Origin of the sequence: Pseudomonas saponiphila (genome assembly GCF_900105185.1) — a bacterium.
Taxonomy (GTDB): domain Bacteria; phylum Pseudomonadota; class Gammaproteobacteria; order Pseudomonadales; family Pseudomonadaceae; genus Aquipseudomonas; species Aquipseudomonas saponiphila.
The window spans coordinates 378,663-405,396 of sequence record NZ_FNTJ01000001.1 but is presented as its reverse complement, the minus strand read 5'-3'; the positions used below and the strand labels follow the sequence as shown (position 1 = coordinate 405,396).

The following is a 26,734-nucleotide window of genomic DNA, read 5'->3' as shown; positions in this document are numbered from 1 at the left end:
TCTTGAAGCTCCCCGGAGGGGCCCATGAGCTATGTGATCGACCGACGTCTCAATGGCAAGAACAAGAGCACGGTGAACCGCCAGCGCTTCCTGCGGCGTTACCGTGACCATATTAAAAAGGCCGTCGAAGAGGCCGTCAGCCGCCGCTCCATCACTGACATGGAGCACGGCGAACAAATCAGTATTCCCGGTCGGGATATCGACGAACCGGTGCTGCACCACGGCCGTGGTGGCAAGCAGACCGTGGTCCATCCCGGAAACAAGGAATTTACCGCTGGCGAACATATCGCCAGGCCTCAGGGTGGCGGCGGTGGCGGGGGCCGCGGCAAGGCCGGCAACTCCGGCGAAGGCATGGACGAATTCGTCTTCCAGATCACCCAGGAAGAATTCCTCGAGTTCATGTTCGAAGACTTGGAGCTGCCCAACCTGGTTAAACGCAACCTGAGCGGCACCGACACCTTCAAGACCGTAAGAGCGGGGATCAGCAACGAGGGCAATCCGTCGCGGATCAATATCATCCGCACCTTGCGCTCAGCCCACGCCCGACGCATCGCCCTGTCCGGCAGCAGCCGGGCCAAGTTGCGGGAGGTGAAGGAAGAGCTGGAACGCCTGAAACGCGAAGAGCCGGATAATTTCGGCGATATTCAGGAACTTGAAGCAGAAATCGAACGCCTCAGCGCTCGCATTCATCGCGTGCCCTTCCTCGACACCTTCGACCTCAAGTACAACCTGTTGGTGAAGCAGCCCAACCCCAGTTCCAAGGCAGTGATGTTCTGCCTGATGGACGTCTCCGGCTCCATGACGCAGGCCACCAAGGACATCGCCAAACGCTTCTTCATCCTTTTGTATCTGTTCCTCAAGCGCAACTACGACAAGATCGACGTGGTTTTCATCCGCCATCACACCAGCGCCCGTGAAGTGGACGAGGAAGAGTTCTTCTATTCCAGGGAAACCGGCGGGACCATTGTCTCCAGCGCCCTGAAACTGATGCAGGAGATCATGGCCGAACGCTACCCCAGCAACGAATGGAACATCTACGCCGCGCAAGCTTCCGACGGCGACAACTGGAACGATGACTCGCCCATCTGCCGCGATATCCTGATCAACCAGATCATGCCTTTCGTGCAGTACTACACCTACGTGGAGATCACTCCACGAGAGCATCAGGCCCTGTGGTTCGAATACGAACGTATCGCCGAGGCCTTCTCCGACACGTTCGCCCAGCAACAACTGGTTTCGGCCGGCGATATCTATCCGGTCTTCCGTGAACTCTTCCAGCGCAGGTTAGTGACATGACCGCCAGAGAGCAGAAGCGCCAACCTATCTCCACCGGCTCGGAATGGACGTTCGAGCTGATCCAGGCCTACGACCGCGAAATCAGCCGTATCGCGGCTCGCTATGCCCTGGATACCTACCCCAACCAGATCGAAGTGATCACTGCCGAGCAGATGATGGATGCCTATGCCTCGGTGGGCATGCCCCTGGGTTATCACCATTGGTCCTACGGCAAGCACTTTCTCAGCACTGAAAAATCCTACAGCCGCGGGCAGATGGGGCTGGCCTACGAGATTGTGATCAATTCAGACCCTTGCATCGCCTACCTGATGGAGGAGAACACCATCTGCATGCAGGCGCTGGTAGTCGCGCATGCCTGCTATGGCCACAACAGCTTCTTCAAGGGCAACTACCTGTTCCGCACCTGGACCGATGCCAGCTCGATCATCGACTACCTGGTGTTCGCCAAGCAGTACATCATGCAGTGCGAGGAGCGCCATGGCATCGATGCCGTGGAGGATCTGCTGGATTCCTGCCATGCCCTGATGAACTACGGCGTCGACCGCTACAAGCGGCCTTACCCGATCTCTGCCGAGGAAGAGCGACGTCGCCAGAAAGACCGGGAAGAGCACCTGCAGAAACAGATCAACGATCTGTGGCGCACCATTCCCAAAGGCGCGGACAAATACAGCGACAAGGACAATGCGCGCTTCCCCGCCGAGCCTCAGGAAAACATCCTGTACTTCATTGAAAAGCACGCGCCCTTGCTGGAGCCCTGGCAGCGGGAGATCGTGCGCATCGTGCGCAAGATCGCCCAGTACTTCTACCCGCAGCGCCAGACCCAGGTGATGAACGAAGGCTGGGCGACCTTCTGGCACTACACCCTGATGAATGATCTGTACGACGAAGGCCTGGTGACCGATGGCTTCATGATGGAGTTCCTCGCCTCCCATACCAGCGTGGTTTTTCAACCGGGCTTCGACAGTCCTTACTACAGCGGCATCAACCCCTACGCCCTGGGCTTTGCCATGTACCGGGACATCCGTCGCATATGCGAGGAACCCACGGAAGAGGACCGCCGCTGGTTCCCTGAACTGGCCGGCACCGACTGGCTGTCCAGCATCAAGTTCGCCATGAGCAGCTTCAAGGACGAAAGCTTCATCCTGCAGTACCTGTCGCCCAAGGTGATCCGCGATCTCAAGCTGTTCAGCATCATGGATGACGACCAGAAGGACGACCTGCTGGTGCCGGCGATCCACGACGAAAGCGGCTATCGGATCATCCGCGAAACCCTGGCCGCGCAATACAACCTGGGCAACCGCGAACCCAACGTACAGATCTGGAGTATCGACCGCCGTGGCGACCGCTCGCTGACCCTGCGCCACCAGCAACACGATCGCAAACCCCTTGGCGACTCCACCGACGAGGTACTCAAGCACCTGCATCGCCTCTGGGGCTTCGACATCCACCTGGAAACCCTGCAGGGCGATCAAGTGGTGAAAACCCATCACGTGCCACCAAGAAGCGATCACAACGACAACGACTATGGCCGGCTGGACCTGGCAGTCATCCACCTCTGAACCCAACAACAGTCCTCCGTCAGCCCGACACAAGCGTTATTCTGTCGCGCTAACGGAGGTTTTTTATGCGGATTTACAAAGTCGGCGGCGCAGTGCGCGATCGCTTGCTCGGCAGGCCGGTCACCGATATCGACTGGGTGGTAGTCGGTGCCAGCGCGGAAGACATGATCGCCCAGGGCTTTCGCCCGGTTGGGGCCGATTTTCCGGTGTTTCTACACCCCAAGAATGGCGAGGAATACGCCCTGGCCCGAACCGAGCGCAAGAGCGGGCACGGTTACGGCGGGTTCACCTTCCACGCCAGCCCGGAAGTCACCCTGGAAGAAGACCTGATTCGCCGCGACCTGACGATCAACGCCATGGCCGAGGATGATCAGGGCCTGGTGACTGACCCCTATCACGGCCAGAAGGATCTTCAAGAACGGCTGTTGCGTCATGTTTCCCCGGCATTCGTCGAAGATCCCCTTCGAGTACTGCGAGTAGCGCGATTCGCCGCACGCTATGCCGGCCTGGGTTTCCGGGTGGCCGCAGAGACGCTCGAACTGATGCGTGAACTCAGCGAGTCAGGCGAGCTGCAGGCGCTCACGGCGGAGCGCAGTTGGAAGGAGATTTCCCGGGCCCTGATGGAAGAACAGCCCCAGGTCTTCATCCAGGTGCTCCGAGACTGCGGCGCCCTGGCGGTGCTGATGCCCGAGGTTGACGCTCTGTTCGGCGTTCCCCAGCCAGCTGTACACCATCCGGAGATAGACACCGGCCTGCATACCCTCAGCGTTCTGCAGCAAGCGGCACTGCACCAACAGCCCCTCTCGGTACGCTGGGCCTGCCTGCTGCACGACCTGGGCAAAGGCGTTACCCCCGAGCAGGAGTGGCCCCGGCACATCGGACACGAACACAAGGGGCTGGAGCTGATCAAGGCCGTCAATGAGCGCTTCAAGGTGCCTCGGGAATGCCAGGACCTGGCATTGCTGGTAGGCCAGTACCACACCCACGCCCACAAGGCACAGGAACTGAAAGCCTCGACACTGCTGGAACTGCTGCAAAGCTTCGACGTGTTCCGCCGCCCGCAGCGCTTTGAAGAGTTCATTGCCGCTTGCGAGATGGATGCCCGCGGGCGACTGGGATTGGAGTCGCGCCCCTACCCCCAAGCGGACTATCTGCGCGGCGCGGCCAATGTGGCCCGGGCAGTGGCGGTCCAGCCGTTGCTTGAGCAAGGCTTCAAAGGCCCGGCGCTGGGCGAGGCGCTGAGACTGGAGCGACTGAAAGCGCTCAAGGCCTACAAGGAGCCGCCCACACCTTGAGCCCCTGACGCGGGCAAGGCACAGGCCTTGCCCGCGTCAGATGCCTGGGCAGGGGACTACAGGCCCGGAGGCGTCAGTTGCCGGCCCCGCCATTCGAATGCCACCGGCGCCAGCACCTGATCGATCTGCGCTTCCTGCCAGAGCGCCGCCAGGCTCTTGCCGACCAGCGGATGCACCCGCTCAGGAGCCATCAACGACAACGGCCAGAGCACGAAGGCATTCTTCAGGATCTCAGCGCGAGGCAGGATCAGACCATCGAAATTGCCGGTCAGATCGCCGTACAGCAACACATCGATGTCCAGCGGCAAGCCTTTGCGGTCCGGGGCATAGCGGCCGTTGTCCGCCTCGATGAACTTCAGGCGTCGATCCAGCTCGATCAATGGCAGATCGGTGTGGCCCGCCACCACCAGATTGAAGAACGGGCCGCTCTTGATCCCCACCGGCTGGCTTTCGAACACCGCCGAACAACGCATGTCCACCAGGAAGCCGGCCAGGGCATCGAGCCCGGCGCACAGGTGGACCTCGCGCTCGATATTGCTACCAAGCCCCAGAAACACCTGAGTCAGCGACATCCGCGCTCGATCTCCACACCCACGCCCGTGGCCGCCGCAACGGCACCCGGCTTGGTCAGTTTCAAATGCAGCCAAGGGATGTGGAACTCACTCATCAGCACTTCGGCAAGACGCTCGGCAAAGGTTTCCACCAACTGGTACTGGGCCTGCTCGGCAAACGCCTGGATCCGCGTGGAAACGCTGGCGTAATCCAGCGCCAGCGTCAGATCATCCCCTGCGGCGGCCGGGCGATTATCCCAGGCAAAGCTCAGATCAAGACGCAGGCACTGTCGGATGCCCCGCTCCCAGTCGTAGGCTCCAATCACGGTGTCCACTTCCAGTCCTTCGATAAACACTCTGTCCAAGCACTCTTCTCCGCAGCACGACAAGGGCGCAATGCGCCGTTAGAATCAGGGCTTCCTCGCCCGGAATAGTTAGCATGTTTTGGTTACTGGCGATTCTCGCCTACCTGCTTGGCTCTCTGTCCTTCGCCATTTTGCTCAGCCGCCTGACGGGCAATCCCGATCCGCGAATGAGTGGCTCGGGTAATGCCGGCGCCACCAACATGTTGCGCCTGGCCGGCAAGAAACTCGCCGTCCTGACCCTGCTGGGGGATCTCTGCAAGGGCCTGGTGCCCGTACTGATCGCGCACCTTGCGGGGCTCTCGCTGCAACAACAGGCCTGGGTCGGACTCTACGCCGTCCTTGGCCACCTGTTCCCTTTGTATTTCCGCTTTCGCGGCGGCAAAGGTGTCGCCACCGCCGCCGGCATGCTGCTGGGACTCTATCCTCCAGCCGCCCTGCTGGCCGTCGCCGCCTGGGCGCTGACCTTCTACCTCACCCGTACCAGCTCGCTGGCCGCCCTGATCGCCACGCCCCTGACCCTGCCACTGCTGGCCTGGCAGGAGCCCGAAGCGCTGCTGCCGATGAGCGTGCTGACGCTGCTGATCGTCTGGCGCCATCGCGGCAATCTGCGCGACCTGTTTGCCGGCCGCGAACGGCATTTCTGAGACCTCGACGATCAAAGGACTCAAGCTTACGCCGTCACGCAGCCTCTAAAGAGCCGACAACTGCTCCATCGGCCAACGCGCCTGCACAGTGATTGCCAGGCCCTCCTGTTGCCCGGCCTGCAAGCGCTGGCAACCGGCAAAGGCGATCATCGCGCCGTTGTCGGTGCAGAACTGGGGGCGAGCATAGAACACATTGCCGTTCATCTCCGCGAGCATCTTTTCCAGAGCCTCGCGCAAGGCCTTGTTGGCGCTCACGCCCCCGGCGATCACCAGGCGCTTGAGACCGGTCTGCTTCAGGGCACGCTTGCACTTGATGGTCAAAGTTTCCACCACGGCCTGCTGGAACGCGAGGGAGATGTCGCAACGGGTTTGCTCACCGTCGTCTCCAGCGCTGACACACTGCTGCCAGGTGTTGAGGGCGAAGGTTTTCAAGCCGCTGAAACTGAAATCGAGGCCAGGACGATCGGTCATTGGCCGTGGGAAGACAAACCGTCCCGGTACGCCTTGAGTGGCCAGACGGGCAATTTCAGGCCCACCGGGATAATTCAGACCGATCATCTTCGCGGTCTTGTCGAACGCCTCGCCTGCCGCATCATCCAGCGTCTCGCCCAACAGCTCGTACTGGCCGATGCCATCGACCCGAACCAGCTGGGTATGACCGCCGGATACCAACAAGGCGACGAATGGAAACTCCGGTGGCTGCTCTTCCAGCATTGGTGCCAGCAAGTGACCTTCCATGTGGTGCACGCCCAAGGCCGGAATACCCCAGGCGAACGCCAGCGCCTGGGCGCAGGAAGCCCCTACCAGCAGCGCACCGACCAAGCCGGGACCGGCCGTATAGGCGATGGCATCGATCTCGGTGGGCACACAGTCGGCCTCAGCCAGAACCTGACGGATCAGCGGCAGCATGCGCTTGACGTGATCACGGGAAGCCAGCTCCGGCACCACGCCGCCGTAGACGCGGTGCAGGTCGATCTGGCTGAACAGCGCATCGGCCAGAAGGCCACGCTCGCTGTCGTAAAGCGCGACGCCGGTTTCGTCGCAGGAGGTTTCTAATCCCAGTACTAGCATGGGTTTGCGCCTTGTAGAGGCTGAATTCGAAGGCGCGCATAATAGTCGCCACTCCAGCGCCCGACCAGCGGTTTTCGATCAGAGGCTTTGCATTCCGAGCGTTGAGGGGTTAACATCCGCAACCCTTAAAAACCGACGACCTCAGCCGCGATTTTTGCGACGAGAACGTTGACCCCGGTAATGAATGAAGGTAGCTCTGGATGCCAGCCGTCAAAGTTAAAGAGAACGAACCCTTCGACGTAGCTCTGCGTCGTTTCAAGCGCTCCTGCGAAAAAGCCGGTGTTCTGGCTGAAGTTCGTAGCCGCGAATTTTACGAGAAGCCGACTTCCGAGCGTAAGCGCAAAGCAGCTGCTGCTGTTAAGCGTCACGCCAAGAAAGTTCAGCGCGAACAGCGCCGCGCCGTACGCCTGTACTAATACACAGACGTTCGCTGCAAGCTTCTGCCAAGCCCGGCCCTAAGCCGGGCTAATGGCATTTGCGGAATACGCTTGATGCTTCACCGTCGAAGCCGCCCATGCGACCCAGACGAATCTGCTTCACCACGTCAGACCTGGCTCCTGCCAGCGGTGCACGTCTTTTCTGACGAGCCTTCCAAGGCTACTGACGAGCACACCCTTACTGATTCCTGCAGACGATCAGCCCAAGGCGCACTTCTCCAGCGCCCGCTTAATGAGCTATCCGAGGCCACCCAAAGGCCACTGCCGGACTCAGCGCAACACCTTCAAATAGTCGAATACTGATTGAAACTAACGTCAGTGGACGTTCGGCAGATACACTCCCCGACTGCGATCACGCCGAAAACCCGGACCGAGCCGCGCAACTTTCACGCCTCGCCGCATCCGGTCTTTCGACAGCGTCGCCAGGGCTATTTTTTCCCGCAGTGATGACGAGAACGCCATGGCCGGGCTCATTCCCCAGAGCTTTATTGACGACCTTCTGAACCGCACCGACATCGTCGATGTCGTCAGCTCGCGCCTGCAAATCAAGAAAGCCGGCAAGAACTACACTGCCTGCTGCCCTTTCCACAAGGAAAAGACGCCCTCCTTCAGCGTCAGCCCCGACAAGCAGTTCTACTACTGCTTCGGCTGTGGCGCCGGCGGCAACGCCCTCGGCTTCATCATGGACCACGACAACCTGGACTTCCCCCAGGCCGTCGAGGAACTGGCGAAAGCCGCTGGAATGGAGATCCCCCGCGAGGAAAGCACTCGCGGCCAGCGTAAACCCCGACAGCCCACGGATTCTCCGCTCTATCCACTGCTTACTGCCGCTGCCGAGTACTATCGTCAGGCTCTGAAAAGCCACCCGGCACGCAAGGCGGCGGTGGACTACCTCAAGGGCCGCGGCCTCACCGGCGAGATCGCCCGCGATTTCGGCCTGGGCTTCGCCCCGCCCGGCTGGGACAACCTGTTCAAGCATCTGAGCAGCGACACTCTGCAGCAAAAAGCCATGATCGACGCTGGCCTGCTGATCGAGAACGCCGAGACCGGCAAACGCTATGACCGCTTTCGCGACCGGGTGATGTTTCCGATCCGCGATACCCGCGGCCGGATCATTGCCTTTGGCGGCCGGGTGCTGGGGGATGACAAACCCAAATACCTGAACTCCCCGGAAACCCCGGTGTTTCACAAGGGCCAGGAACTCTACGGCCTGTACGAGGCGCGCAAGAACAACCGCAACCTCGACGAAATCATCGTCGTCGAGGGCTACATGGACGTGATTGCCCTGGCCCAGCAAGGCCTGCGCAATGCCGTCGCGACCCTGGGCACGGCCACCAGCGAGGAGCACCTCAAGCGCCTGTTCCGCATCGTGCCCAACGTGCTGTTCTGCTTCGACGGCGACCAGGCCGGACGCAAGGCCGCCTGGCGCGCCCTGGAAGCCACCCTGGGCTGCCTGCAGGACGGACGCCGCGCCCGTTTCCTGTTCCTTCCGGAAGGTGAAGACCCGGATACCCTGGTCCGCTCCGAAGGCACCGACGCTTTCCGCGCGCGGATCAATCAGCATGCGCAGCCGCTGGCGGATTACTTTTTCCAGCAACTGATCGACGAAGCAGACCCGCGCTCCCTCGAAGGCAAGGCCCATCTAGCCACGTTGGCTGCGCCGTTGATCGAAAAAATCCCTGGCGCCAACCTGCGCACCCTGATGCGCCAGCGCCTCAGCGAAATCACCGGCCTGACCAGCGAAACAGTCACGCAACTGGTCCACAACGCCGCGCCAGAAGCGCCGCCAGCCTACGACGCCGGCATTGATTACGACGCAATGCCGGATTACGCCGACTACCATGAGCCCCACCAGGAAGCCTACGCCCCTCAACAGGAGTGGACGCCGAAGAAAAATGGCGGCGGCAAGAAGTGGGAAGGCAAGCCCTGGGACAAGAACGGCAAGGGCAAGCGCCAAGGCGATCGCGACCAGCCCAGGGGCCCGCGGGTTCCGGCAGCGGTGGAACCTCCGACCCTGGCAGCCCTGCGCACCTTGCTGCATCACCCGCAATTGGCAGAAAAAGTTGAAGATGCCGGGCACTTTGCCGATGACGACAACATCAATACACAGTTGCTGGTCGCCCTGATCGAAGCCGTACAGAAAAATCCTAAGCTACGCTCTATTCATCAGTTGATGGCGCGCTGGCACGGCACTCAGCAGGGCCACTTGCTGACTGCACTGGCAGAAAAAGAGTGGTTGATCGACGGAGATAACCTTGAACAACAGTTTTTCGACACCATTAATAGCTTGTCCGCCCGCCAACGCGAGCGTGTTTTAGACCAACTTCTCAGGAAATCGCGTCAAAGCGAGCTCAGCAGCGAAGAGAAAATTCAGCTGGTTGAGCTTTTAAAACGCAATGTTCCCGCATCGAACCCGACCTCAACTGGCGCGTGAGGTCATAGCTCGGGTATAATCCTCGGCTTGTTTTTTGCCCGCCAAGACCTTCAGTGGATAGGGTGTTATGTCCGGAAAAGCGCAACAGCAGTCTCGCCTCAAAGAGTTGATCAGCCGTGGACGTGAGCAGGGTTACCTGACTTACGCGGAGGTCAACGACCACCTGCCGGAGGATATTTCAGATCCGGAACAGGTGGAAGACATCATCCGCATGATCAACGACATGGGGATCAACGTATTCGAGAGTGCTCCGGATGCGGATGCCCTTTTGTTGGCCGAAGCCGACACCGACGAAGCAGCAGCTGAAGAAGCCGCCGCAGCGTTGGCGGCTGTGGAAACCGACATTGGTCGCACTACTGACCCAGTGCGCATGTACATGCGCGAAATGGGCACGGTAGAGCTGCTCACACGTGAAGGCGAAATCGAAATCGCCAAGCGTATCGAAGAGGGCATCCGTGAAGTGATGGGCGCAATCGCGCACTTCCCTGGCACGGTTGATCACATCCTCGCCGAATACACTCGCGTCACCACCGAAGGTGGCCGCCTGTCTGACGTTCTCAGCGGGTACATCGATCCGGACGACGGCATTACGCCGCCTGCCGCCGAAGTGCCGCCGCCTGTCGACACCAAGACCGCGAAAGCGGATGACGACAGCGACGACGAAGAAGCTGAAGCGACCGAAGACGAAGAAGAAGCCGAAAGCGGTCCGGATCCTGTTATCGCCGCACAGCGCTTTGGCGCCGTCGCCGATCAAATGGAGATCACCCGCAAGGCGCTGAAGAAGCACGGCCGCGAGAACAAGCAAGCCATCGCCGAAATGCTGGCCCTGGCCGAATTGTTCATGCCGATCAAACTGGTTCCGAAGCAATTCGAAGGCCTGGTTGAACGTGTACGCAGCGCCCTGGATCGCCTGCGTCAGCAGGAGCGCGCGATCATGCAGCTTTGCGTGCGTGATGCCCGCATGCCACGTGCCGACTTCCTGCGCCAGTTCCCGGGCAACGAAGTGGACGAAAGCTGGACCGAAGCACTGGCCAAAGGCAAGAGCAAATACGCCGAAGCCATTGCCCGCCTGCAACCGGACATCATCCGTTGCCAGCAGAAGCTGACCGCTCTTGAAGTCGAAACCGGCTTGAAGATCGCCGAGATCAAGGACATCAACCGTCGCATGTCGATCGGTGAGGCCAAGGCCCGCCGCGCGAAGAAAGAGATGGTTGAAGCCAACCTGCGTCTGGTGATCTCCATCGCCAAGAAGTACACCAACCGTGGCCTGCAATTCCTCGATCTGATCCAGGAAGGCAACATCGGCTTGATGAAAGCGGTGGACAAGTTCGAATACCGTCGTGGCTACAAGTTCTCGACCTATGCCACCTGGTGGATCCGTCAGGCGATCACTCGCTCGATCGCCGACCAGGCCCGCACCATCCGTATTCCGGTGCACATGATCGAGACGATCAACAAACTCAACCGCATTTCCCGGCAGATGCTGCAGGAAATGGGTCGTGAACCGACCCCGGAAGAGCTGGGCGAACGCATGGAAATGCCTGAGGACAAGATCCGCAAGGTATTGAAGATCGCCAAAGAGCCGATCTCCATGGAAACCCCGATCGGTGATGACGAAGACTCCCATCTGGGCGACTTCATCGAAGACTCGACCATGCAGTCGCCAATCGATGTAGCCACCGTTGAGAGCCTCAAAGAAGCGACCCGCGAAGTACTCTCCGGCCTCACTGCCCGTGAAGCCAAGGTCCTGCGCATGCGCTTCGGCATCGACATGAATACCGACCACACCCTTGAGGAGGTTGGTAAGCAGTTCGACGTGACCCGCGAGCGGATTCGTCAGATCGAGGCCAAGGCGCTGCGCAAGCTGCGCCACCCGACGCGAAGCGAGCATCTGCGCTCCTTCCTCGACGAGTAAGCCCAAGACCCCCAGCCCAGCTGGGGGTTTTGCTTTCTGCAACCCGTCCTTCTTTCCTTCCCCGGCGCACAGCCCGTCTACACTCGAAACAATCCCCGTGCCATAACGAGACGGTTATGCCCAGACTGTCGGCCATGCTTCTGCTGGCGCTGCTTACCTGGACCGCAACGGCTGGCGCGCTGACTCTTACCGACGAAGAACGTAGCTGGCTCAAGACTCACCCGGAACTGCGCCTGGGTGTAGACGCGTCCTGGCCGCCCTTCGAGTATCGAGACGAGGAAGGCCGCTACCAGGGCCTTGCAGCGGACTACATCCACCTGATCCAGGAACGCCTGTCAGTGAGCCTGACACCCATCGAGCCCGCCAGCTGGACCGAGGTGCTCGAGGACGCCAAGCAGGGCAAACTGGACCTGCTGCCCGGGATCATGTCGACCCCGGAGCGCCAGAGCTACATGGCGTTCACCCGCCCCTACCTTGACTTCCCCATCGTCATTCTCGCCCACAGGGGCGGCGCACAACCGCGCAACCTTCAGGACCTTTACGGCCTGAAAGTGGCCGTGGTGGAAAACTACGCCCCTCACGAACTACTGCGCACCCATCATCCGGACCTGAACCTGGTCGCCCTGCCCAACATCAGCTCCGCGCTCCAGGCCCTGGCCACCGACGAGGTGGATGCCGTGGTCGGTGACCTGGCGTCCAGTGTCTGGAGCCTGCGCCAGCTCAAGCTCGAGGGCCTGTATGTCAGCGGCGAAACCCCTTATCGCTACCAGCTGGCGATGGGCGTCCCGCGCAACAGCAAGATCCTGGTGGGCATTCTGGACAAGGTCCTGGCCGACCTCAGCCCCGATGAAATCAGTGCGATTCAGCAACACTGGGTCGGCAGCGTGCTCGACCATCGAACCTTCTGGTCCGACGTGCTGCTCTATGGGCTGCCCGGGCTGCTCCTACTGGTCACCGTGCTCGCGGTAGTGATCCGCATCAACCGCCGCCTGAGTTCGGAAATCTCCCGCCGGGTGGCCCTGGAACAGGAACTGCGCAGCAGCGAATACCACTATCGCAGCCTGGTGGAGAGCCTCTCCGCCATCGCCTGGGAAGCGCGCGTCAGCGACTTCACCTACAGCTACGTCTCGCCCCACGCCGAAGCGCTGCTGGGCTATCCCCAGGCTCACTGGCTGATCCCCGGGTTCTGGCGCAACATCATCCACCCCGCCGACCTGACCCGGGCCCAGGCGTTCTGCGATCACGAGGTCCAGGCCGGGCGCGACCACAGCCTCGACTACCGGGTGATCACCGCCGACGGCCGCTGTCTCTGGGTACGCGACATCGTCAGCTTGATCGAGCACGGCCAGGAACCGGTGATGCGCGGACTGATGATCGACATCAGCGAAGCCAAGCACACCGAAGAAGCGCTACGCCTGTCCGAGCAGAAGTTCGCTTCGGTGTTCCAGCAATGTCCGGACATCCTGGTCATCGCACGCCTGTCCGACGGCTGTCTGCTGGAGGTCAACAAGGCCTTCGAGGAACAGATCGGCCTGAGTGCCGAAACGGTCATCGGCCAGACCGCCACCGAGTTGAACATCTGGGGGATCCCAGGAGTCGGCCCCAGCCTCTTGCAACGCTTGCAGGCCGGCAGCATTCGCAACCTGGAGATGCCCTTTCGCCGCCACAGTGGCCAGCTGTTCACCGGCCTGATCTCCGCCGAGCCCTTTGACCTCGACACCACCCCGGCGTTGGTGGTGGTGGTGCGCGATATCAGCCAGCTCAAGGAAACCCAGCAGCAACTGCAAACCTCCGAGGAGAAGTTCGCCAAAGCCTTCCACGCCTCCCCGGATGGGCTGCTGCTGAGCCGCCAGCGCGATGGCCTGCTGATCGAGGTCAACGAGGGCTTCAGCCGCATCACCGGTTTCAATAGCGCCATGTCACTGGACCGCTCGACCCTGGACCTGGGAATCTGGGTCAACCTCAACGAACGCAAGCAGATGCTCGACCTGCTGCAGCGGGACGGTTTTGTCCGCGACTTCAGTTGCCATATCCGACGCAACGATGGCCAGATCCGTCTCTGTGAACTGTCGAGCCGACCGCTGCCGATTGGCGACGACGACTGCATGCTGACCATCGCCCGGGACATTACCGATCGCCAGCAAATGCAGGAAAAACTGCAACAGGCCGCCACGGTGTTTGAAAGCACCGCCGAGGGCGTGATGATCACCGATACCCAGCAGCGCATCAGTGCGGTCAATCGGGCCTTCAGTGAAATCACCGGCTACAGCGAAATTGAAGCCCTGGGCCAAACCCCGCGCCTGCTGGCATCGGGACTGCACGACAGCGCCTTCTACGCCGCGATGTGGCATCAACTGACCCTGGAAGGCCACTGGCAGGGCGAGATTTCCAACCGTCGCAAGAACGGCGAGCTCTACCCCAACTGGCTGACCATCAACGCCGTGCGCAACAAGGAACGGCAGATCACCCATTTCGTGGCGGTATTTGCCGATATCTCCAGCCTCAAGCACGCCCAGGCACGGCTCGATTATCAGGCCCACCATGACCCCCTCACCGGCCTGCCCAATCGCACACTGTTCGAAAGCCGCCTGCTGGCCGCGCTCAACGGCCAGCAAGACAGCGGCGGCCAGGGCGCGGTGCTGTTCCTCGACCTGGATCGCTTCAAGCACATCAACGACAGCCTCGGCCACCCGGTGGGCGACCTGCTGCTCAAGGGCATCGCCGTGCGCCTCAAGGAACAACTGCGAGACATCGACACCGTGGCTCGCCTGGGCGGGGACGAATTCATCATCCTGCTGCCCGGGCTGCACCAGGCCAGCGACGCCGACCACATCGCCACCAAGTTGCTGAACTGCTTCACCGCGCCGTTCCAGGCCGGTGAACACGAGTTCTTCATCAGCGCCAGCATCGGCACCAGCCTCTACCCCAAGGACGGCTGCGACGTCGCCACCCTGATCAAGAACGCCGACGCCGCCATGTACCGTTCCAAGGCCAAGGGCCGCAACCGCGTCGAACGCTACACCCGCGACCTGACCGCCCAGGCCAGCGAGCGGGTGGCCCTGGAACACGAACTGCGTCGGGCCATCGAACGCGATGAGCTGTCGTTGTACTTCCAGCCCAAGATCAGCCTCAGCAGCCACGAACTGGTGGGCGCCGAAGCGCTGATCCGCTGGCACCACCCCACCTTCGGCGATGTCCCGCCCGAGCACTTCATCCCCCTGGCCGAAGAAAACGGCATGATCCTGCTGATCGGCGACTGGGTCCTGGAACAGGCCTGCCAGCACCTGCATAGCTGGAACCAGCACTACGAGCACTTCGGACCGCTGTCGGTGAACCTGGCCGGCGCGCAGTTGCGCCAACCCAATCTCCTGGGCCGTATCGAGCAGTTGCTGCGCGACTACGACCTGCAGCCCGGGCTGCTGCAACTGGAGATCACCGAGAACTTCATCATGAGCCAGGCCGAAGAAGCCCTGGAAGTGCTGCATCAGCTCAAGCGCCTGGGGGTGCAACTGGCCATCGATGACTTCGGCACCGGCTACTCGTCCCTGAGCTACCTCAAGCGCCTGCCCCTGGACTTCCTCAAGATCGACCAATCCTTCGTCCGCGGCCTGCCGGACGACCCTCACGACGTGGCGATTGTCCGCGCCATCATCGCCCTGGGTCGCAGCATGCAATTCACGGTGATTGCCGAAGGGGTGGAAAACCATGACCAGCAGAGCTTCCTCGCCCAGGAAGGCTGCGAACAGATCCAGGGCTACATCGTCAGTCTGCCGCTGGAGGCCGAGGAGTTCTGCGAGACCTTCCTGCAGATCCGGGTTTCCGATTTTTCGGATAGCACAGCCGAGAAACCGTCGCTATAATCCGCGGCCTACTGAGGGCCTATAGCTCAGTTGGTTAGAGCAGAGGACTCATAATCCTTTGGTCCACGGTTCAAGTCCGTGTGGGCCCACCAACCTCAAAGCCGCGCATTGCGCGGCTTTCGGCTTTTTGGGTTTGTGGCAGCCGGATCAGTCCTATGGTCCGAAGGTACAAATTAGGTACAGTGCGACTTCGCTTGCACGCCTTTGGAGTCCTTCAGATGGCCACAATCGTCAAAAACCCTGCCGGCACCTGGAAAGCCGTTATCCGCAAGACCGGATGGCCGACCAACGCCAAAACCTTCCGTACCAAACGCGACGCTGAAGACTGGTCACGACGCACCGAAGACGAAATGGTGCGCGGCGTGTACATCCAGCGCAGCGGCTCAGAGCGACTGACGCTCGAAAAAGCCTTGGAGCGCTACCTCGCCGAGGTCACGCCAAGTAAAAAGCCCACCACGCAAAGGGCCGAAGCGTCGAAGGCCAAGCAGTTGATCGAGCACTTGGGCAAATACTCCTTGGCCGCCCTCTCCGCCGAAGTCATTGCTAATTACCGCGATACTCGACTGAGTGCGGATTTCGGTGAACGTGACCGAGCGTTTCGCTAATACGTGACCGGTGCTTCCACCCCGGTTGCGCGGGTTCTGGATTGTAATCGCATCGGTCACGATGCGGCTTGTTCCTCGGCTTTTTTTCGGCGCAGCGACTCGCCTTTCATCGTCAGTCGGTAGGCGTTGTGCACCAGGCGGTCGAGGATGGCATCGGCCAGGGTCGGGTCGTTGATCCAGCCGTGCCAGTGCTCGATGGGCAGTTGGCTCGTCAGGATGGTGGAGCGGCTGCCAGCGCGGTCGTCGATCACCTCCAGCAGGTCATGCCGGGCTCCTTCCTCCAGCGGGGCTAGCGCCCAGTCGTCCAGCACCAGGACGTCGACCTTTGCCAGCTGTTGCAGGGTACGGCCGAAGCTGCCGTCGCCATGAGCGATGCGCAGTTGTTCCAGCAGGCGCGGGGTGCGCAGGTACAGGGTGCTATAGCCCTGGCGGCAGGCCTGGTTGCCCAGGGCGCAGGCCAGCCAGGTTTTGCCGGCACCGGTCGGGCCGGTCAGCAGCAGGTTGTGCTGCTGGCGGATCCAGTCGCCACTGGCCAGGGTGGCGATCAGACGCTCGTCCAGGGCGCGTCCGGTGCGGCGGTCGAGATCTTCCAGGCAGGCGTTGGCGTACTTGAGCTTGGCCTTCTTGCGCAGCCGTACCAGGCGCTGGTTGTCACGCCAGGCCAGTTCGCGGTCGAGCAGTAGGCCGAGGCGTTCATCGAAGCTCAGGCTGTGGCTGGCCGGCAGCGTCCATTGCTCTTCCAGGGCGCGGGCCATGCCGTCCAGGCGTAGCTGGTGCAGTTGATTCAGGGTGTGTTGCGGCATCATCGAACAGCTCCTGTTGCGGGGGTTGGTAGTAGTCGGCGCCACGGACGTTCTCGTGGTCGCCGGGTAAGGTCGTTTCGGCGGCACGCTGGGGCAGCGGCTGTTGATCCAGGCCTTGCTGGAGCAGGTTGCGCACGCTGCGCCCGGTGAAGGCGCGCAGGTGTACGGCACGTTCGGCAGCGGCTTCCAGGCGTGCATTGCCATAGCGCCGGGCCAGCGAGAGCAGGCCGAGGCAGGCGCGGTAGCCCATCTCCGGGTGCGGCTTGTGGGTCAGTTGGTGATCGATCAGTTGGCGCGTGTAGGGGCCGATCCGCGCGCCCCAGTCGAGCAGGCGTTGTGGCGTCCATTCGCGATGCGCCTGGTGCGCCGCGGGCATGTGCTCGCGCTGGGTACTGTAAGCGCCGCGTCGCCCCAGCAGCAGGTGGCTGGCCACCCGCCGGTTGCCATGCAGCACTTCCAGGGTGTGTGCCGTCAGTCGCACGTCCACGTTCTGCCGGGCCAGGGCGGAGGGCACGCTGTAGAAGCTGCCATTGACCTCGATGTGGTAGTCGATGCTGACCTTGCAGCGCTTGAAGGTGGCGACCTCGTAGGGATGCACCGGCAGCGCTCGCAAGGCCGGGCGATCCAGGCGCTCGAACCAGTCGCGCCGGCAGCCATCGAGCCGCTTGAACGGGCGCCGATTCAGATCCTCCAGCAGCTCGGCGATGGCCTGGTTAAGCGCATGCAGGCTGAAGAACTGCCGATGGCGCAGCCGCGCCATGATCCAGCGCTCGACCACCTGCACCGCCACCTCGGCCTTGGCCTTGTCCTGAGGCTTGCGTGGCCGTGCCGGCAGGATCACCGTCTGGTAATGACGCGCGCACTCCAGCGTGGCCCGGTTCAGGCCCGGCTCGTAGCGATCCGGCTGGGCGACCAGGGCGCGCGGATTGTCCGGCACAACCATTTCCGGCACGCCGCCAAAGTAGGTCAGAGCCTGGCCCAGCGAGGTCAGCCAGTCCACCTGGGTTTCGCCTGGCGTCGCGCAGGCATAGGTGTAATTCGAGGCGCCCAGGGCGGCGACGAAGATGTGCGCCCGGCGCACTTCGCCGGTGGCCGGGTCGACCACCGGCAGCGTCGGCCCGGCATAGTCGATGAATAGCTTCTCGCCCGCACGGTGCAGCTGACGCATCGAACGTTTGAGCGTCTGGGCGTAGCGCCGGTAGTGCTCGACGAACTGGGTGTAGCGGTAGGTCGGCTGGCCCGCATGCGCGGCGAGATATTCCTCCCACAGCAGCTGCAAGGTCACGCCCTTGCGTCGCAACTCGCGGTGGATGCTCAGCACATCGGGCAGCACTCGCTCACCGCGCGGCTTGTTCGTCGACGTCGGTGCAAACAAGGCGGCCGCCAGCGCGGCCTCGTCCATGGCCACCAGCGCCGGCCAGTCCAGCCCGGCCACCCGCGCCGCCGCGATGTACTTGCTAACCACGCCCTTGGACAGCTGCAAGGCACGGGCAATCTTCTCGTGGGACAAGCCGGCCTCAAACTTGAGGCGCAGACATTCTTTGATGTTTCGCATGGCTACTCGCGGCGCCGCCATCTTCCTCTCCCGAAATCGGTCGAGGATGGCGGCGCATCAGGTCATGCGCAACGAAGGGGAAGGCTTTCGCTAAGTCGTGACCGGCGATTTCGGTAAGCCGTGACCACCTGTTTCGGAACAGGCGGAAAATCGGTCACGTTGCTACCGAAATGAGCGGTCACGCGTTAGCGAAATGACCGGTCACGATCAACCGAAACGGCCGGTCACGGTGCTCCGAAATCCGCAACTGAGCGCTCTGAGCAAGCGCGGCGTCCCCGTCAGTAATAACACCGTGCGTCTGGAGATCGCCTTGCTGAGCCATCTCTACACCGTGGCGATTCAAGAATGGGGGCTAGGACTGACATTCAACCCGGTGCTCAATATTCGCAAACCGAGCCCCGGAGAAGGTCGCGACCGTCGACTGTCAGCCGATGAAGAACGACGCCTGCTCAACGCCGCTAGCAACTACAGCAACCCTATGCTTCGTTGGATCGTTCGTATCGCCCTGGAGACTGGCATGCGTTCATCGGAGATCACAGGTCTACGCTGTCACCAGGTCGACCTGAAAAAACGAGTAGTACGCCTGTCAGACACCAAAAATGATAGCGCCCGAACCGTTCCCCTCACCAAACTAGCTACGGACACCTTCAAGGCCGCTTTGGACAATCCAGTACGACCGGCTGATTGCAGCCTCGTATTTTTTGGCGAGCCTGGCAAAGACGGCAAACGCCGACCCTACGCCTTCACAAAGAAATGGGGGCTGCTCAAGGCCAAGCTAGGCATGTCTGATCTGCGCTTTCACGATCTACGCCATGAAGCAGTGAGTCGGCTTGTCGAAAGCGGTATGTCGGACCAGAAGGTCTCGGCCATAAGTGGGCATAGATCTATGCAGATGCTCCGGCGCTACACGCATCTAAGGGCGGAAGATCTAGTGAAAGACTTAGATGCCATCGACCGCCCGAAGAAATAGTGGAAAGCATCAGGAGCCATCACTGCCCCCCCCCCGGCGCTACTCCACACTAAGGCTCTTACCGTTTCGGAGGTGGGGGCGGCGGAGCAGCCGGCGGAGCTGCTGGTCGCTGACTTGTTGTCTGCTTGCTAATCCCGTCATTCACATGAACCTTACCGCCAGTTTTATTGGTCATATAGTCACCGCTTGCTGGGGGGTGGTGGGGCCTTAGGGGGCGTAGCAGGGCGCAGGGCAAATGGTTTAGAAGGACTTGATTGTCCAACATTTGGCCGGCGTGGTTGAGGCGATATCCCTCTTTCTTCGTACATGATCAACCTCTTATTTTTTTGGGGCCTTCGGTGGTGCTGGTGGTGGTGCTTTAGGGCGGATATTAGTAGGTGCCGGAGGGCTGACGTTCATTCCGTCATTAGCTGTTCGCGGCTCAAGGACATGCTGCCTAGGTTGATTCTCGTTGCTCACTTTCGGTTATCTCCTCTAAGAATTCGATCAAGTAAACGTCGCAGTTGGCGATGAGATAACTCTCAATCCCGGGCGTCTCTATCCACTGGTTGTTCTCATCCATCCAGCACGGTTGAGTGATGAGGAAGTGGCCCTCCTTAGGATCGGTCGGCCACACTGCGGGGTATCCGAACAACCGACGACCATCGAGCAGGGTCAACACCACGGTCATGCCCTCGCGCTTGCGGAATGCATATATCCACTCAGGGTACGATGATCGAGAAGTTAGGGTTAGCAACCTGGCGAACCGATATAGGTAGTCATGGTTCGAGGCGAAGGCTAGGAGTAAACCCAAAACCACTGCCAAGCCGATGCCCCAGACGCCTTCAACTTGAGGCGTCCACTCTCCAAGCGCGAAGTAATTTTCACCAACCCAGCTCAAGCCTACCTGAATGCCCGAGACCATCATGGTGATCAAGCCGGTACCGATCAGTGCTTGAACAGTACGTTCAAACTGACCAGGCTTCTTCACATCTGCCAGCCAGTAAAAAATCATGGTGGTGAGGAAGCCAGGGATTAGTGCCTGAACCAGCGGAACGATATTTGTAGCCAGGTCTTCCATTACACGTGCCTCTCAAAGTCCCGCTTCTTAGGTACCGCCCTTCTGCGGGCCGCTATATCGCACAAGAGGATCAGGGCTTAGCTCGCCTCGCTGCAATATGCGACGGGGATATCTGGGTAGTCGGGAACTCTAGGCTATAGGACTTTCAACAGGAAGAGAGAGGGCAGGGCACTGAAGTGCCCTGAGCTCTGTTAAGCGATCAAATCAATTGGCCGCTTTTGGGCGAATGACGATACGGAACGGTTGGCCGTTAGCACGTCGAATCACCTTGCCGTTGCGAGTGCGTATGGTCATCCGGTAGATGACCTCGCCCTCGCCTTCGGGCTTGTCGAACATCTCAAGCTGGGACATAGAATGTCTCCTACTGAGGCGGCTCGAACACAGAACTCGCTCACTTGCGTTAGCAAACTACAAGGTCTACCATCGCAATGCTTTCTGAACAAAAGCGCGAGAGATACCTGGAACCAGTTCAGATATCTTTTCCCTAGAGCCGGTCAAGGTGCGAACTTGATCGGCTTTTTCGTTTCTGGCTAATTTCGCTCCATCCAAGCCCTTCCGTACTCCGTCAGATGCTATAGACAAAGCCGAAGTGAAACCATAATCAGATCCTATCATCATCATTTTGATTACGTCAAGCGCTCATATGCTAAGATGCGCTTACATGCAACGACCGGCCAAACATTAGGTTAGTTGGCAAGACAGGTAAGACGGTAAAAAGGCAAGACGGAGTGGACATGATTGACTTGAGCGACTACAGCCAGGCCCAGCGGGAACGCCTGGTCTACATAGATTTTCGCCTGTATTTCACGGGTGTGGTCTCGCGTACAGACTTGATGGATCGATTTGGGTTGGGTGCTGCGGCAGCTACTCGAGATTTTGCTCAGTATCGTGAGATCGCTTCAAACAACACCGAGCTAGACACCGTCAGTAAGATTTACGTGATTCGGGATACCTTCTCCCCCCTTGTCGTCCATTCCCCAGAGCGAGTGCTTGCTGCTCTATCCCAGGGGTTCGGATATGGCTTAGATTCTGATGAAAAACCACTGATCCCTTACGAAGCTGTTTCGTTACTCAGCAAACCTAAAGCAGAAGTCTTGGCACCGATAACCAGAGCTATCCATCTGAAGAAGGTGGTCAGGATCAGCTATACCTCAGGTTCAGGCCACTCCATCCGAGAAATTGTACCCTTCGCTATGGGTTGTGACGGCCTCCGCTGGCACGTACGTGCATACGACCGCAAACGCGAAAAGTTTGGAGACTTTGTTCTGACCCGAATCGGGCATGCCGAAATCCAGATGGGCGAAAACCCCAAAGACCCGGAAACGCCGCCGCTTGATGATCAGTGGAACCGCATGCTAGAGCTGCCGATCGTTCCACACCCTGACAAAAAATCGGCTGAGATCGTTAAGCGGGACTATGAGATGCAAGATGGAGTGCTGAAGCTTCGGGTTAGGGCCGCAATGGCTGGGTACGTGCTTCAGCAGTACCATGTGGATTGCTCGCCGAACCACAGCATCAAGGACGAGGCCTATCGCCTCTGGCTCAAGGATCCTTTGGTCCTCTATGGAGTGGAGAGTTCCATGTTCGCACCTGGCTACCAAAACCCAAATTGATCTAGGCATCGCTGCCTCCCTACATTTTCCGGATGCCCTGAGATGTCCCCTCTCAGCGCCGGTTGCAGCGGATCTTGCTCGTGCCTTCAGACTCAGATGTTAACAGGAACTTAGTCGCCTCCAAGAATCAACAGGAGGCAACCCGCAGTCCCTCAAGCTCTTCAACTGATTCCACTATATTCGGACTCTTCAGCTAGCTAAGGCTTAGCCTATGCAAATTGATAGTTCGCTTTCCGGCCTCCCTGCCGGCGCTGGTGGCCAGGTCCGGGCATGAAGCCGCCCGGCCCTGGCGCGGCATCCATGCCTCACCAGCTCACCATGTCCCCTCAATTCTGATCCTTACGACGCTCAGCAGCATAATGACGGGTCTGGTATTTCAGGATGCAAGCGGTATCAAGTCGCTCTTCCTCACCGAGCCCCCACCCCTGCGCGAGCACATCTGGCCATTTAGCGCGGCGCCCCCAGGGCGGTGGCGGTGATAACACAAAAATCACTTTCAATGGCTCCCAACGTGGCGAACGTATCAGATCGCTCAACTCTATGCGTCTTTGCTCGGTCATCGCAGTTCCGTAACGTCTCAGGCGATCCAAGGTATACAGGGCTCGACGCAACTCCATATCTTGGAGACCATTAACGACCTCTAGAAGCAGAGGGACAGGGTCTGGGTGGTACCAAAGATTCAAAGCAATCTGAACCAACATTTCAGGATCAGCGTGATGCAGTTCTCCTTGAACTAACCTCTTCAGTGGATGCATCAGTCTCACCCTTCGTTAGCAGCTAACACGAGGTTTTGCAGAAACAATTCGAATGCCTGCTCCGTTATTTTATTCGCAGAAGCCAATTGGTACGCAGTTACAACGGCATCTAACGCTGGCTGCAACATACCGGAGAATTTTTCTAATAGCACCTCACCCTTGAGAGTATCAAGCTCTGGCGCAACTTCTGTTAGTAAATCATGCGTGAGGTTTTGGGGAAAAAGCTGAAGTGGTAGGATATTGGAAGCCATTAGGATCTCCTGTCGATCTTTTTGGTCAGACGCTGGATAGGGCTGCAACCCCATTCAGCGTCGTCACTTTATCTCTGCACGCTAATTTTAGTCCAGCCTTCGTGTCTGTCTGTTTGTTTTTTCTTTAAGACATACAAACAGAAGAAGCCATTATTTTTTACAAATCATTGAATTCAAAAGATTTTACAAATGAAAGGTGAAAACTTATGGGGTCTAAGGTGAAAATATATGGGGCGAAAGGTGAAGAGATATGGGGAGTCAACTTTAATGGGTGAACATTTATGGGGAGCAAAGGTGAAAGCCTATGGGGTTAAAAGTGAAAGTTTATGGGGTAAAGGTGAATATTTATGGGGAAACCATTATTAGATCTTTTTTTCATATAAAACCAACACATCATTAAAACTACAGAATTAAAAGCACAAAACAATAACAAATAATATCAACTAATACGCAACAATACGCCACAATAATAAAAAGGCAGCACAAGAGATCACTCCACGCTAGTTGACCAAGCCCAGCGCAGGAATTTTAAATAACCACAGCACTTGCCATTCAGCTGTGGAGAACTCCGGTGAAAAACAAATTTGAAGAAGCCATGGTTGCAGAGTTTGGTCTTCTAATGTCTCCCACTCAACTTGCCAAGCTACTTGGTAGATCACCAGAAGCACTCCGCGCTCACCTAACTCGTTACAAGAATGATAACTTTTGCAAAAGCCTCAATGGCACCTCTGTAAAAGTTGGTCGCCGTGTTTATTACAGAACGCCAGAAGTTGCGGAGATCCTCGCATGCAGGGCCTAACAAACTGGCTGGGGTCACCGCGCTTTAGCCGTCTAACGCACAGAGTGTTCTATCTTCTTCTACTCCTCACCAACCTAGCAGTTCCCTTGGGGCAACATCGCGCCTGGGGTGGGCTACCAGGCTGGTGGTTGTTTCCAACAACTGCCGTGCTGGTCCTTTTTGCTGTGCAACAGTATTTGTCCGGCGGGAGTCAGTTTTATGCGCTCGCCGGCATCCCGTATGCCTTGCTGTATGTGTTTGACGCTAGTGCCACGCCTCTAGTTTTACCGCCGGCACAGCGGGGAACGGCCAGATGAGAAAATTGCTGCTTTACCTACTTCTGGCAGCACTCTTCGGGGGAGCAGCCCACGCTGAATCCTCAGGCGGACTGAACCAATTCACCCCGCCGCCGGGCGACACTTCCGTTGACTTCCTCGAAGAAGTGTTCGGCTCGATCGTGGGGACCATCCACTCTGGCGGGAACGTAGAGGGCGGCGAGACCGAGGACGTGCTGGGCAGCATGATGTCCGTGTTCGGTGGCGCTGTGATGTTCTTGGGCATGCTCTTTATCGCCTACACCACGATCAAAGGCACCGTCGATTCCGCTCAGGATGGCGAGGTCCTCGGACGGAAGATGAGCGACATCTGGACTCCATTGCGTACTGCTGCAGGCGGCGCCCTGTTGCTACCGCTTGGGCATGGCTATTCGCTTATTCAGATCATGGTGCTGTGGCTTGCGATTCAAGGCGTCGGGGTTGGGGATGCAATCTGGAGCCAAGCCGTCGACCAAATCGGCAAGGACGGGATGCTGTCGCGGCCGCTGATTCCTGACTCCCGACCGCTCGCGGCCAACATCCTGAAATTCGAAGTCTGCACCGCGGCGATGAACAAGCAGTTCGAGGCCTCTGGCCGGTCAACTCGCATCCAGGCTGTCGCATCCACTCGCAAGGTCGTCAATATCGGGGAGATCGACGTCGACATCACCGATGCCATACCAGTCTACGGCGGCATCAACATGGTGCAGAAGTACAAGAAGGCGAGCTTTAACGTCACCGACTACAAGTGGAAAGCCAACGACAACTCCTACATCAACCCAGATGTGTGCGGCGCCCTTACCTGGAAGCAATCCTGGGAGGCCTCGGAAGGCAACAGCAACACCAAGGTCATCAAAGAGCCGATTCTCGCTGCGCATGCCAAAGCCATCCTGCAGATGATCCAGGATATCCGGCCGACGGCGCAGCAGATCGTCACCGGGCAAAAACCGGCCCCGGGCGTGATAGACGCCGCGGCGAACACCTACGAAAACTCACTTCGCACCGCCGCCAAGGCTGCCGTGATGCAAACCAGTGATCGCGCTGCAGCGGACTTCCTCAAAGCCGCCAAGGAAGGCGGCTGGCTGTTCGCCGGCACCTGGTACAACCACATCGTCAAAATGAACGATGTGATGCAATCGACGCTGAACGGCCTGCCGGCAGCCGATCCCATTGCGATCGTCGACAAGGAGACCAAGGAGACGCTCCAGACCTACCACGACGTGATGCTCACCGCCGACGAGTATGCCAAGCACCACGTCGACTCGGTCCGCGACACCTACTATGCCGAGACCAACGTGCGTGAGCCCCGCGATGGAGAAGGGGCATGGGAATACGTCAAGAAGATGATCTCCGCCCCGTTCATGGGTGCGATAAATCAGATGACGCAGAGCATTGCTGGCTCCAACCTCAACCACATGAGCCAAATGAAAAGCTTCGGCGACGTCATCGTGACTACCGGCGAGGTGATGCTCGCAGCCATGGCTTCCGCCACTGGTGTTACAAACTCCTGGGCGGCTCAAGCCACAGTTAAAGTCGGATTCGACGCAGGCGCAGTCTTCCAGTTTCTCTCAACCCTTATCACCACACTTTTAATTTTGTTGTTCGCCTTCGGCGTAACGCTAAGCACTTATGTGCCGATGATCCCGTTCATTACCTGGACGACCTCGATCGTGAACTGGTTCGTTCTTGTTCTGGAATCGGTCATCGCGGCCCCCCTGTTTGCTGTGGCCCACATCCACCCGGACGGAGACGATGTCGTCGGCCGAGCTGGACAAGGCTACATGATGATCCTATCGCTGGTGATGCGACCGGCACTAATGCTGTTCGGCCTTCTCGGCGGCATGCTGCTGACCCAACCAATCGTTGGCTACATCAACGCGGCATTTATGTCAGTCGTCTCCGGGATCCAGGTGGACAGCACGACCGGCATCGTGTCGTTCATTGCCTACGTCGCAATCTATGTAGTGATGATGACTACCGTCGTGCACATCGTTTTCAGCCTGATCCATTGGGTCCCCGATAATATTTTGCGCTGGATCGGTAATGGATCTACTGGTGGTATCGCTGACGCCGAGCGCACCGGTGATAGTAGTCAGGATGTGTTTGTGGCAGCGGTAAGGGAAAGCAAGCATGGAGTTGCAGGTGGACTTGGCGGTGGGGTTAAGGAAAGTAAGAGACCTGGCAGCGCTGATAATTGCAGCGGCCCAGATAACAAAACACTCCTGGGGGGACCTCCCCCCGGAGGTTAATTACCTGCGAGGACGCGATCCGGTACTTTCATAGCCCCGCTCTGACAGGTATCTGTCAAAGGCTCTTTGACGAAGAGAATCTCTGTTTTCTTTTGCAAGCAACGGCGAGCTTGGAGCAGCTTTTTTCAACTCTTCAAGCAATAAAAGAAGAACATAGTCATTAGCCTCAAAATGCCCTTGCATAATCTCAATTCGCTCATAAAGGGAGCTTATTTTGGCTTTCAAACTATCAGAGTGCGACTTCCACTCATCAATTACTGCCTCATACGATGCTTGGGTTGTGCGGGAACGAGCATAGCCTGCGGATAGGCCAACTTGGTAATCAGAGTTGCTCATTTAAACTCTCCACCGAAC

Annotated in this window: 21 protein-coding genes, 1 tRNA gene and 2 pseudogenes; 14 read left to right on the top strand and 10 right to left on the bottom strand. The window is 59.0% G+C overall.

The genetic code is table 11. The features are described from left to right. Positions 1-24 precede the first annotated feature (24 nt). The 3 genes from BLV47_RS01860 (at position 25) to BLV47_RS01850 (ending at position 4,150) form a co-directional block, all read left to right on the top strand. Complete coding sequence (locus BLV47_RS01860; RefSeq protein WP_092309294.1) at positions 25-1,296, top strand: YeaH/YhbH family protein; 1,272 nt, start codon at positions 25-27, stop codon at positions 1,294-1,296. Continuing rightward, positions 1,293-2,855: a SpoVR family protein gene (locus BLV47_RS01855; RefSeq protein WP_092309291.1), complete on the top strand. Its 1,563-nt coding sequence runs from the start codon at positions 1,293-1,295 to the stop codon at positions 2,853-2,855. Before BLV47_RS01860 ends, BLV47_RS01855 begins: the two co-directional genes overlap by 4 nt. Before the next feature lie 65 nt (positions 2,856-2,920). Further along, positions 2,921-4,150: a multifunctional CCA addition/repair protein gene (locus BLV47_RS01850; protein ID WP_092309288.1), complete on the top strand. Its 1,230-nt coding sequence runs from the start codon at positions 2,921-2,923 to the stop codon at positions 4,148-4,150. A 56-nt stretch (positions 4,151-4,206) separates the two neighbouring features. Here BLV47_RS01850 and folK read toward each other — a convergent pair whose 3' ends face one another. Continuing rightward, positions 4,207-4,722 (bottom strand): 2-amino-4-hydroxy-6-hydroxymethyldihydropteridine diphosphokinase, encoded by a 516-nt coding sequence (gene folK / locus BLV47_RS01845; protein ID WP_092309285.1) that lies wholly within the window; start codon positions 4,720-4,722, stop codon positions 4,207-4,209. After that, positions 4,713-5,066: a dihydroneopterin aldolase gene (gene folB, locus BLV47_RS01840; RefSeq protein ID WP_092309282.1), complete on the bottom strand. Its 354-nt coding sequence runs from the start codon at positions 5,064-5,066 to the stop codon at positions 4,713-4,715. Before folB ends, folK begins: the two co-directional genes overlap by 10 nt. 74 nt (positions 5,067-5,140) lie before the next feature. On the opposite strand from folB, the gene plsY reads away from it, so the two are divergent. Beyond that, the gene (gene plsY / locus BLV47_RS01835) at positions 5,141-5,710 is read left to right on the top strand and encodes a glycerol-3-phosphate 1-O-acyltransferase PlsY (RefSeq protein ID WP_092309279.1); all 570 of its coding nucleotides are present in this window, start codon (positions 5,141-5,143) and stop codon (positions 5,708-5,710) included. Positions 5,711-5,755: 45 nt separating this feature from the next. Here plsY and tsaD read toward each other — a convergent pair whose 3' ends face one another. Then, the gene (tsaD, locus tag BLV47_RS01830) at positions 5,756-6,781 is read right to left on the bottom strand and encodes a tRNA (adenosine(37)-N6)-threonylcarbamoyltransferase complex transferase subunit TsaD (protein ID WP_092309276.1); all 1,026 of its coding nucleotides are present in this window, start codon (positions 6,779-6,781) and stop codon (positions 5,756-5,758) included. A gap of 200 nt (positions 6,782-6,981) precedes the next feature. Between tsaD and rpsU the strand changes: the two genes are divergently transcribed. From rpsU to BLV47_RS01800, 6 genes and pseudogenes are all read left to right on the top strand, one after another. Then, positions 6,982-7,197, top strand: a complete 216-nt coding sequence (gene rpsU, locus BLV47_RS01825; RefSeq protein WP_002551877.1) for a 30S ribosomal protein S21 — start codon at positions 6,982-6,984, stop codon at positions 7,195-7,197. Between the two features lie 481 nt (positions 7,198-7,678). Beyond that, entirely contained in the window at positions 7,679-9,652 is a 1,974-nt protein-coding gene (gene dnaG, locus BLV47_RS01820; protein ID WP_092309273.1) for a DNA primase, read from the top strand. Positions 9,653-9,719: 67 nt separating this feature from the next. Next, the gene (gene rpoD, locus BLV47_RS01815) at positions 9,720-11,567 is read left to right on the top strand and encodes an RNA polymerase sigma factor RpoD (protein ID WP_092309270.1); all 1,848 of its coding nucleotides are present in this window, start codon (positions 9,720-9,722) and stop codon (positions 11,565-11,567) included. A gap of 116 nt (positions 11,568-11,683) precedes the next feature. Then, positions 11,684-15,427 (top strand): bifunctional diguanylate cyclase/phosphodiesterase, encoded by a 3,744-nt coding sequence (locus BLV47_RS01810; protein ID WP_092309267.1) that lies wholly within the window; start codon positions 11,684-11,686, stop codon positions 15,425-15,427. Between the two features lie 15 nt (positions 15,428-15,442). Beyond that, positions 15,443-15,519, top strand: a tRNA-Ile gene (locus BLV47_RS01805). A gap of 126 nt (positions 15,520-15,645) precedes the next feature. After that, a pseudogene (locus BLV47_RS01800) lies at positions 15,646-15,999 on the top strand (site-specific integrase); the annotation flags it as partial. 89 nt (positions 16,000-16,088) lie between these two features. Here BLV47_RS01800 and istB read toward each other — a convergent pair. Further along, a complete protein-coding gene (istB, locus tag BLV47_RS01795; RefSeq protein WP_062838242.1) occupies positions 16,089-16,838 on the bottom strand; it encodes an IS21-like element IS1474 family helper ATPase IstB in 750 nt (249 codons plus the stop codon). Further along, the gene (istA, locus tag BLV47_RS01790; protein WP_062838241.1) at positions 16,726-18,411 is read right to left on the bottom strand and encodes an IS21 family transposase; all 1,686 of its coding nucleotides are present in this window, start codon (positions 18,409-18,411) and stop codon (positions 16,726-16,728) included. The genes istB and istA overlap by 113 nt, the downstream gene beginning before the upstream one ends. 244 nt (positions 18,412-18,655) lie before the next feature. Between istA and BLV47_RS01785 the strand changes: the two are divergent. After that, positions 18,656-19,360: pseudogene (locus BLV47_RS01785) on the top strand (site-specific integrase); the annotation flags it as partial. A 436-nt stretch (positions 19,361-19,796) separates the two neighbouring features. On the opposite strand, the gene BLV47_RS01780 reads toward BLV47_RS01785, so the two are convergent. After that, entirely contained in the window at positions 19,797-20,420 is a 624-nt protein-coding gene (locus BLV47_RS01780) for a DUF6338 family protein (RefSeq protein WP_092309264.1), read from the bottom strand. 204 nt (positions 20,421-20,624) lie between these two features. Then, complete coding sequence (locus tag BLV47_RS36065) at positions 20,625-20,771, bottom strand: hypothetical protein (RefSeq protein WP_022641440.1); 147 nt, start codon at positions 20,769-20,771, stop codon at positions 20,625-20,627. 383 nt (positions 20,772-21,154) lie between these two features. On the opposite strand from BLV47_RS36065, the gene BLV47_RS01775 reads away from it, so the two are divergent. Further along, positions 21,155-22,033 (top strand): helix-turn-helix transcriptional regulator, encoded by an 879-nt coding sequence (locus tag BLV47_RS01775; RefSeq protein WP_092309262.1) that lies wholly within the window; start codon positions 21,155-21,157, stop codon positions 22,031-22,033. A 326-nt stretch (positions 22,034-22,359) separates the two neighbouring features. On the opposite strand, the gene BLV47_RS35240 is transcribed toward BLV47_RS01775, so the two are convergent. Continuing rightward, positions 22,360-22,788, bottom strand: a complete 429-nt coding sequence (locus BLV47_RS35240) for a hypothetical protein (RefSeq protein WP_143038233.1) — start codon at positions 22,786-22,788, stop codon at positions 22,360-22,362. 5 nt (positions 22,789-22,793) lie between these two features. Then, a complete protein-coding gene (locus BLV47_RS01770) occupies positions 22,794-23,039 on the bottom strand; it encodes a hypothetical protein (RefSeq protein WP_092309259.1) in 246 nt (81 codons plus the stop codon). A gap of 571 nt (positions 23,040-23,610) precedes the next feature. On the opposite strand from BLV47_RS01770, the gene BLV47_RS35235 reads away from it, so the two are divergent. Continuing rightward, positions 23,611-23,838, top strand: a complete 228-nt coding sequence (locus BLV47_RS35235; RefSeq protein ID WP_143038232.1) for a helix-turn-helix domain-containing protein — start codon at positions 23,611-23,613, stop codon at positions 23,836-23,838. 292 nt (positions 23,839-24,130) lie between these two features. Next, complete coding sequence (locus BLV47_RS01765; RefSeq protein ID WP_092309256.1) at positions 24,131-26,380, top strand: DotA/TraY family protein; 2,250 nt, start codon at positions 24,131-24,133, stop codon at positions 26,378-26,380. Here the strand turns inward: BLV47_RS01765 and BLV47_RS35230 are convergent, their stop codons facing one another. Continuing rightward, a complete protein-coding gene (locus tag BLV47_RS35230) occupies positions 26,381-26,716 on the bottom strand; it encodes a hypothetical protein (protein WP_143038231.1) in 336 nt (111 codons plus the stop codon). Positions 26,717-26,734 lie beyond the last annotated feature (18 nt).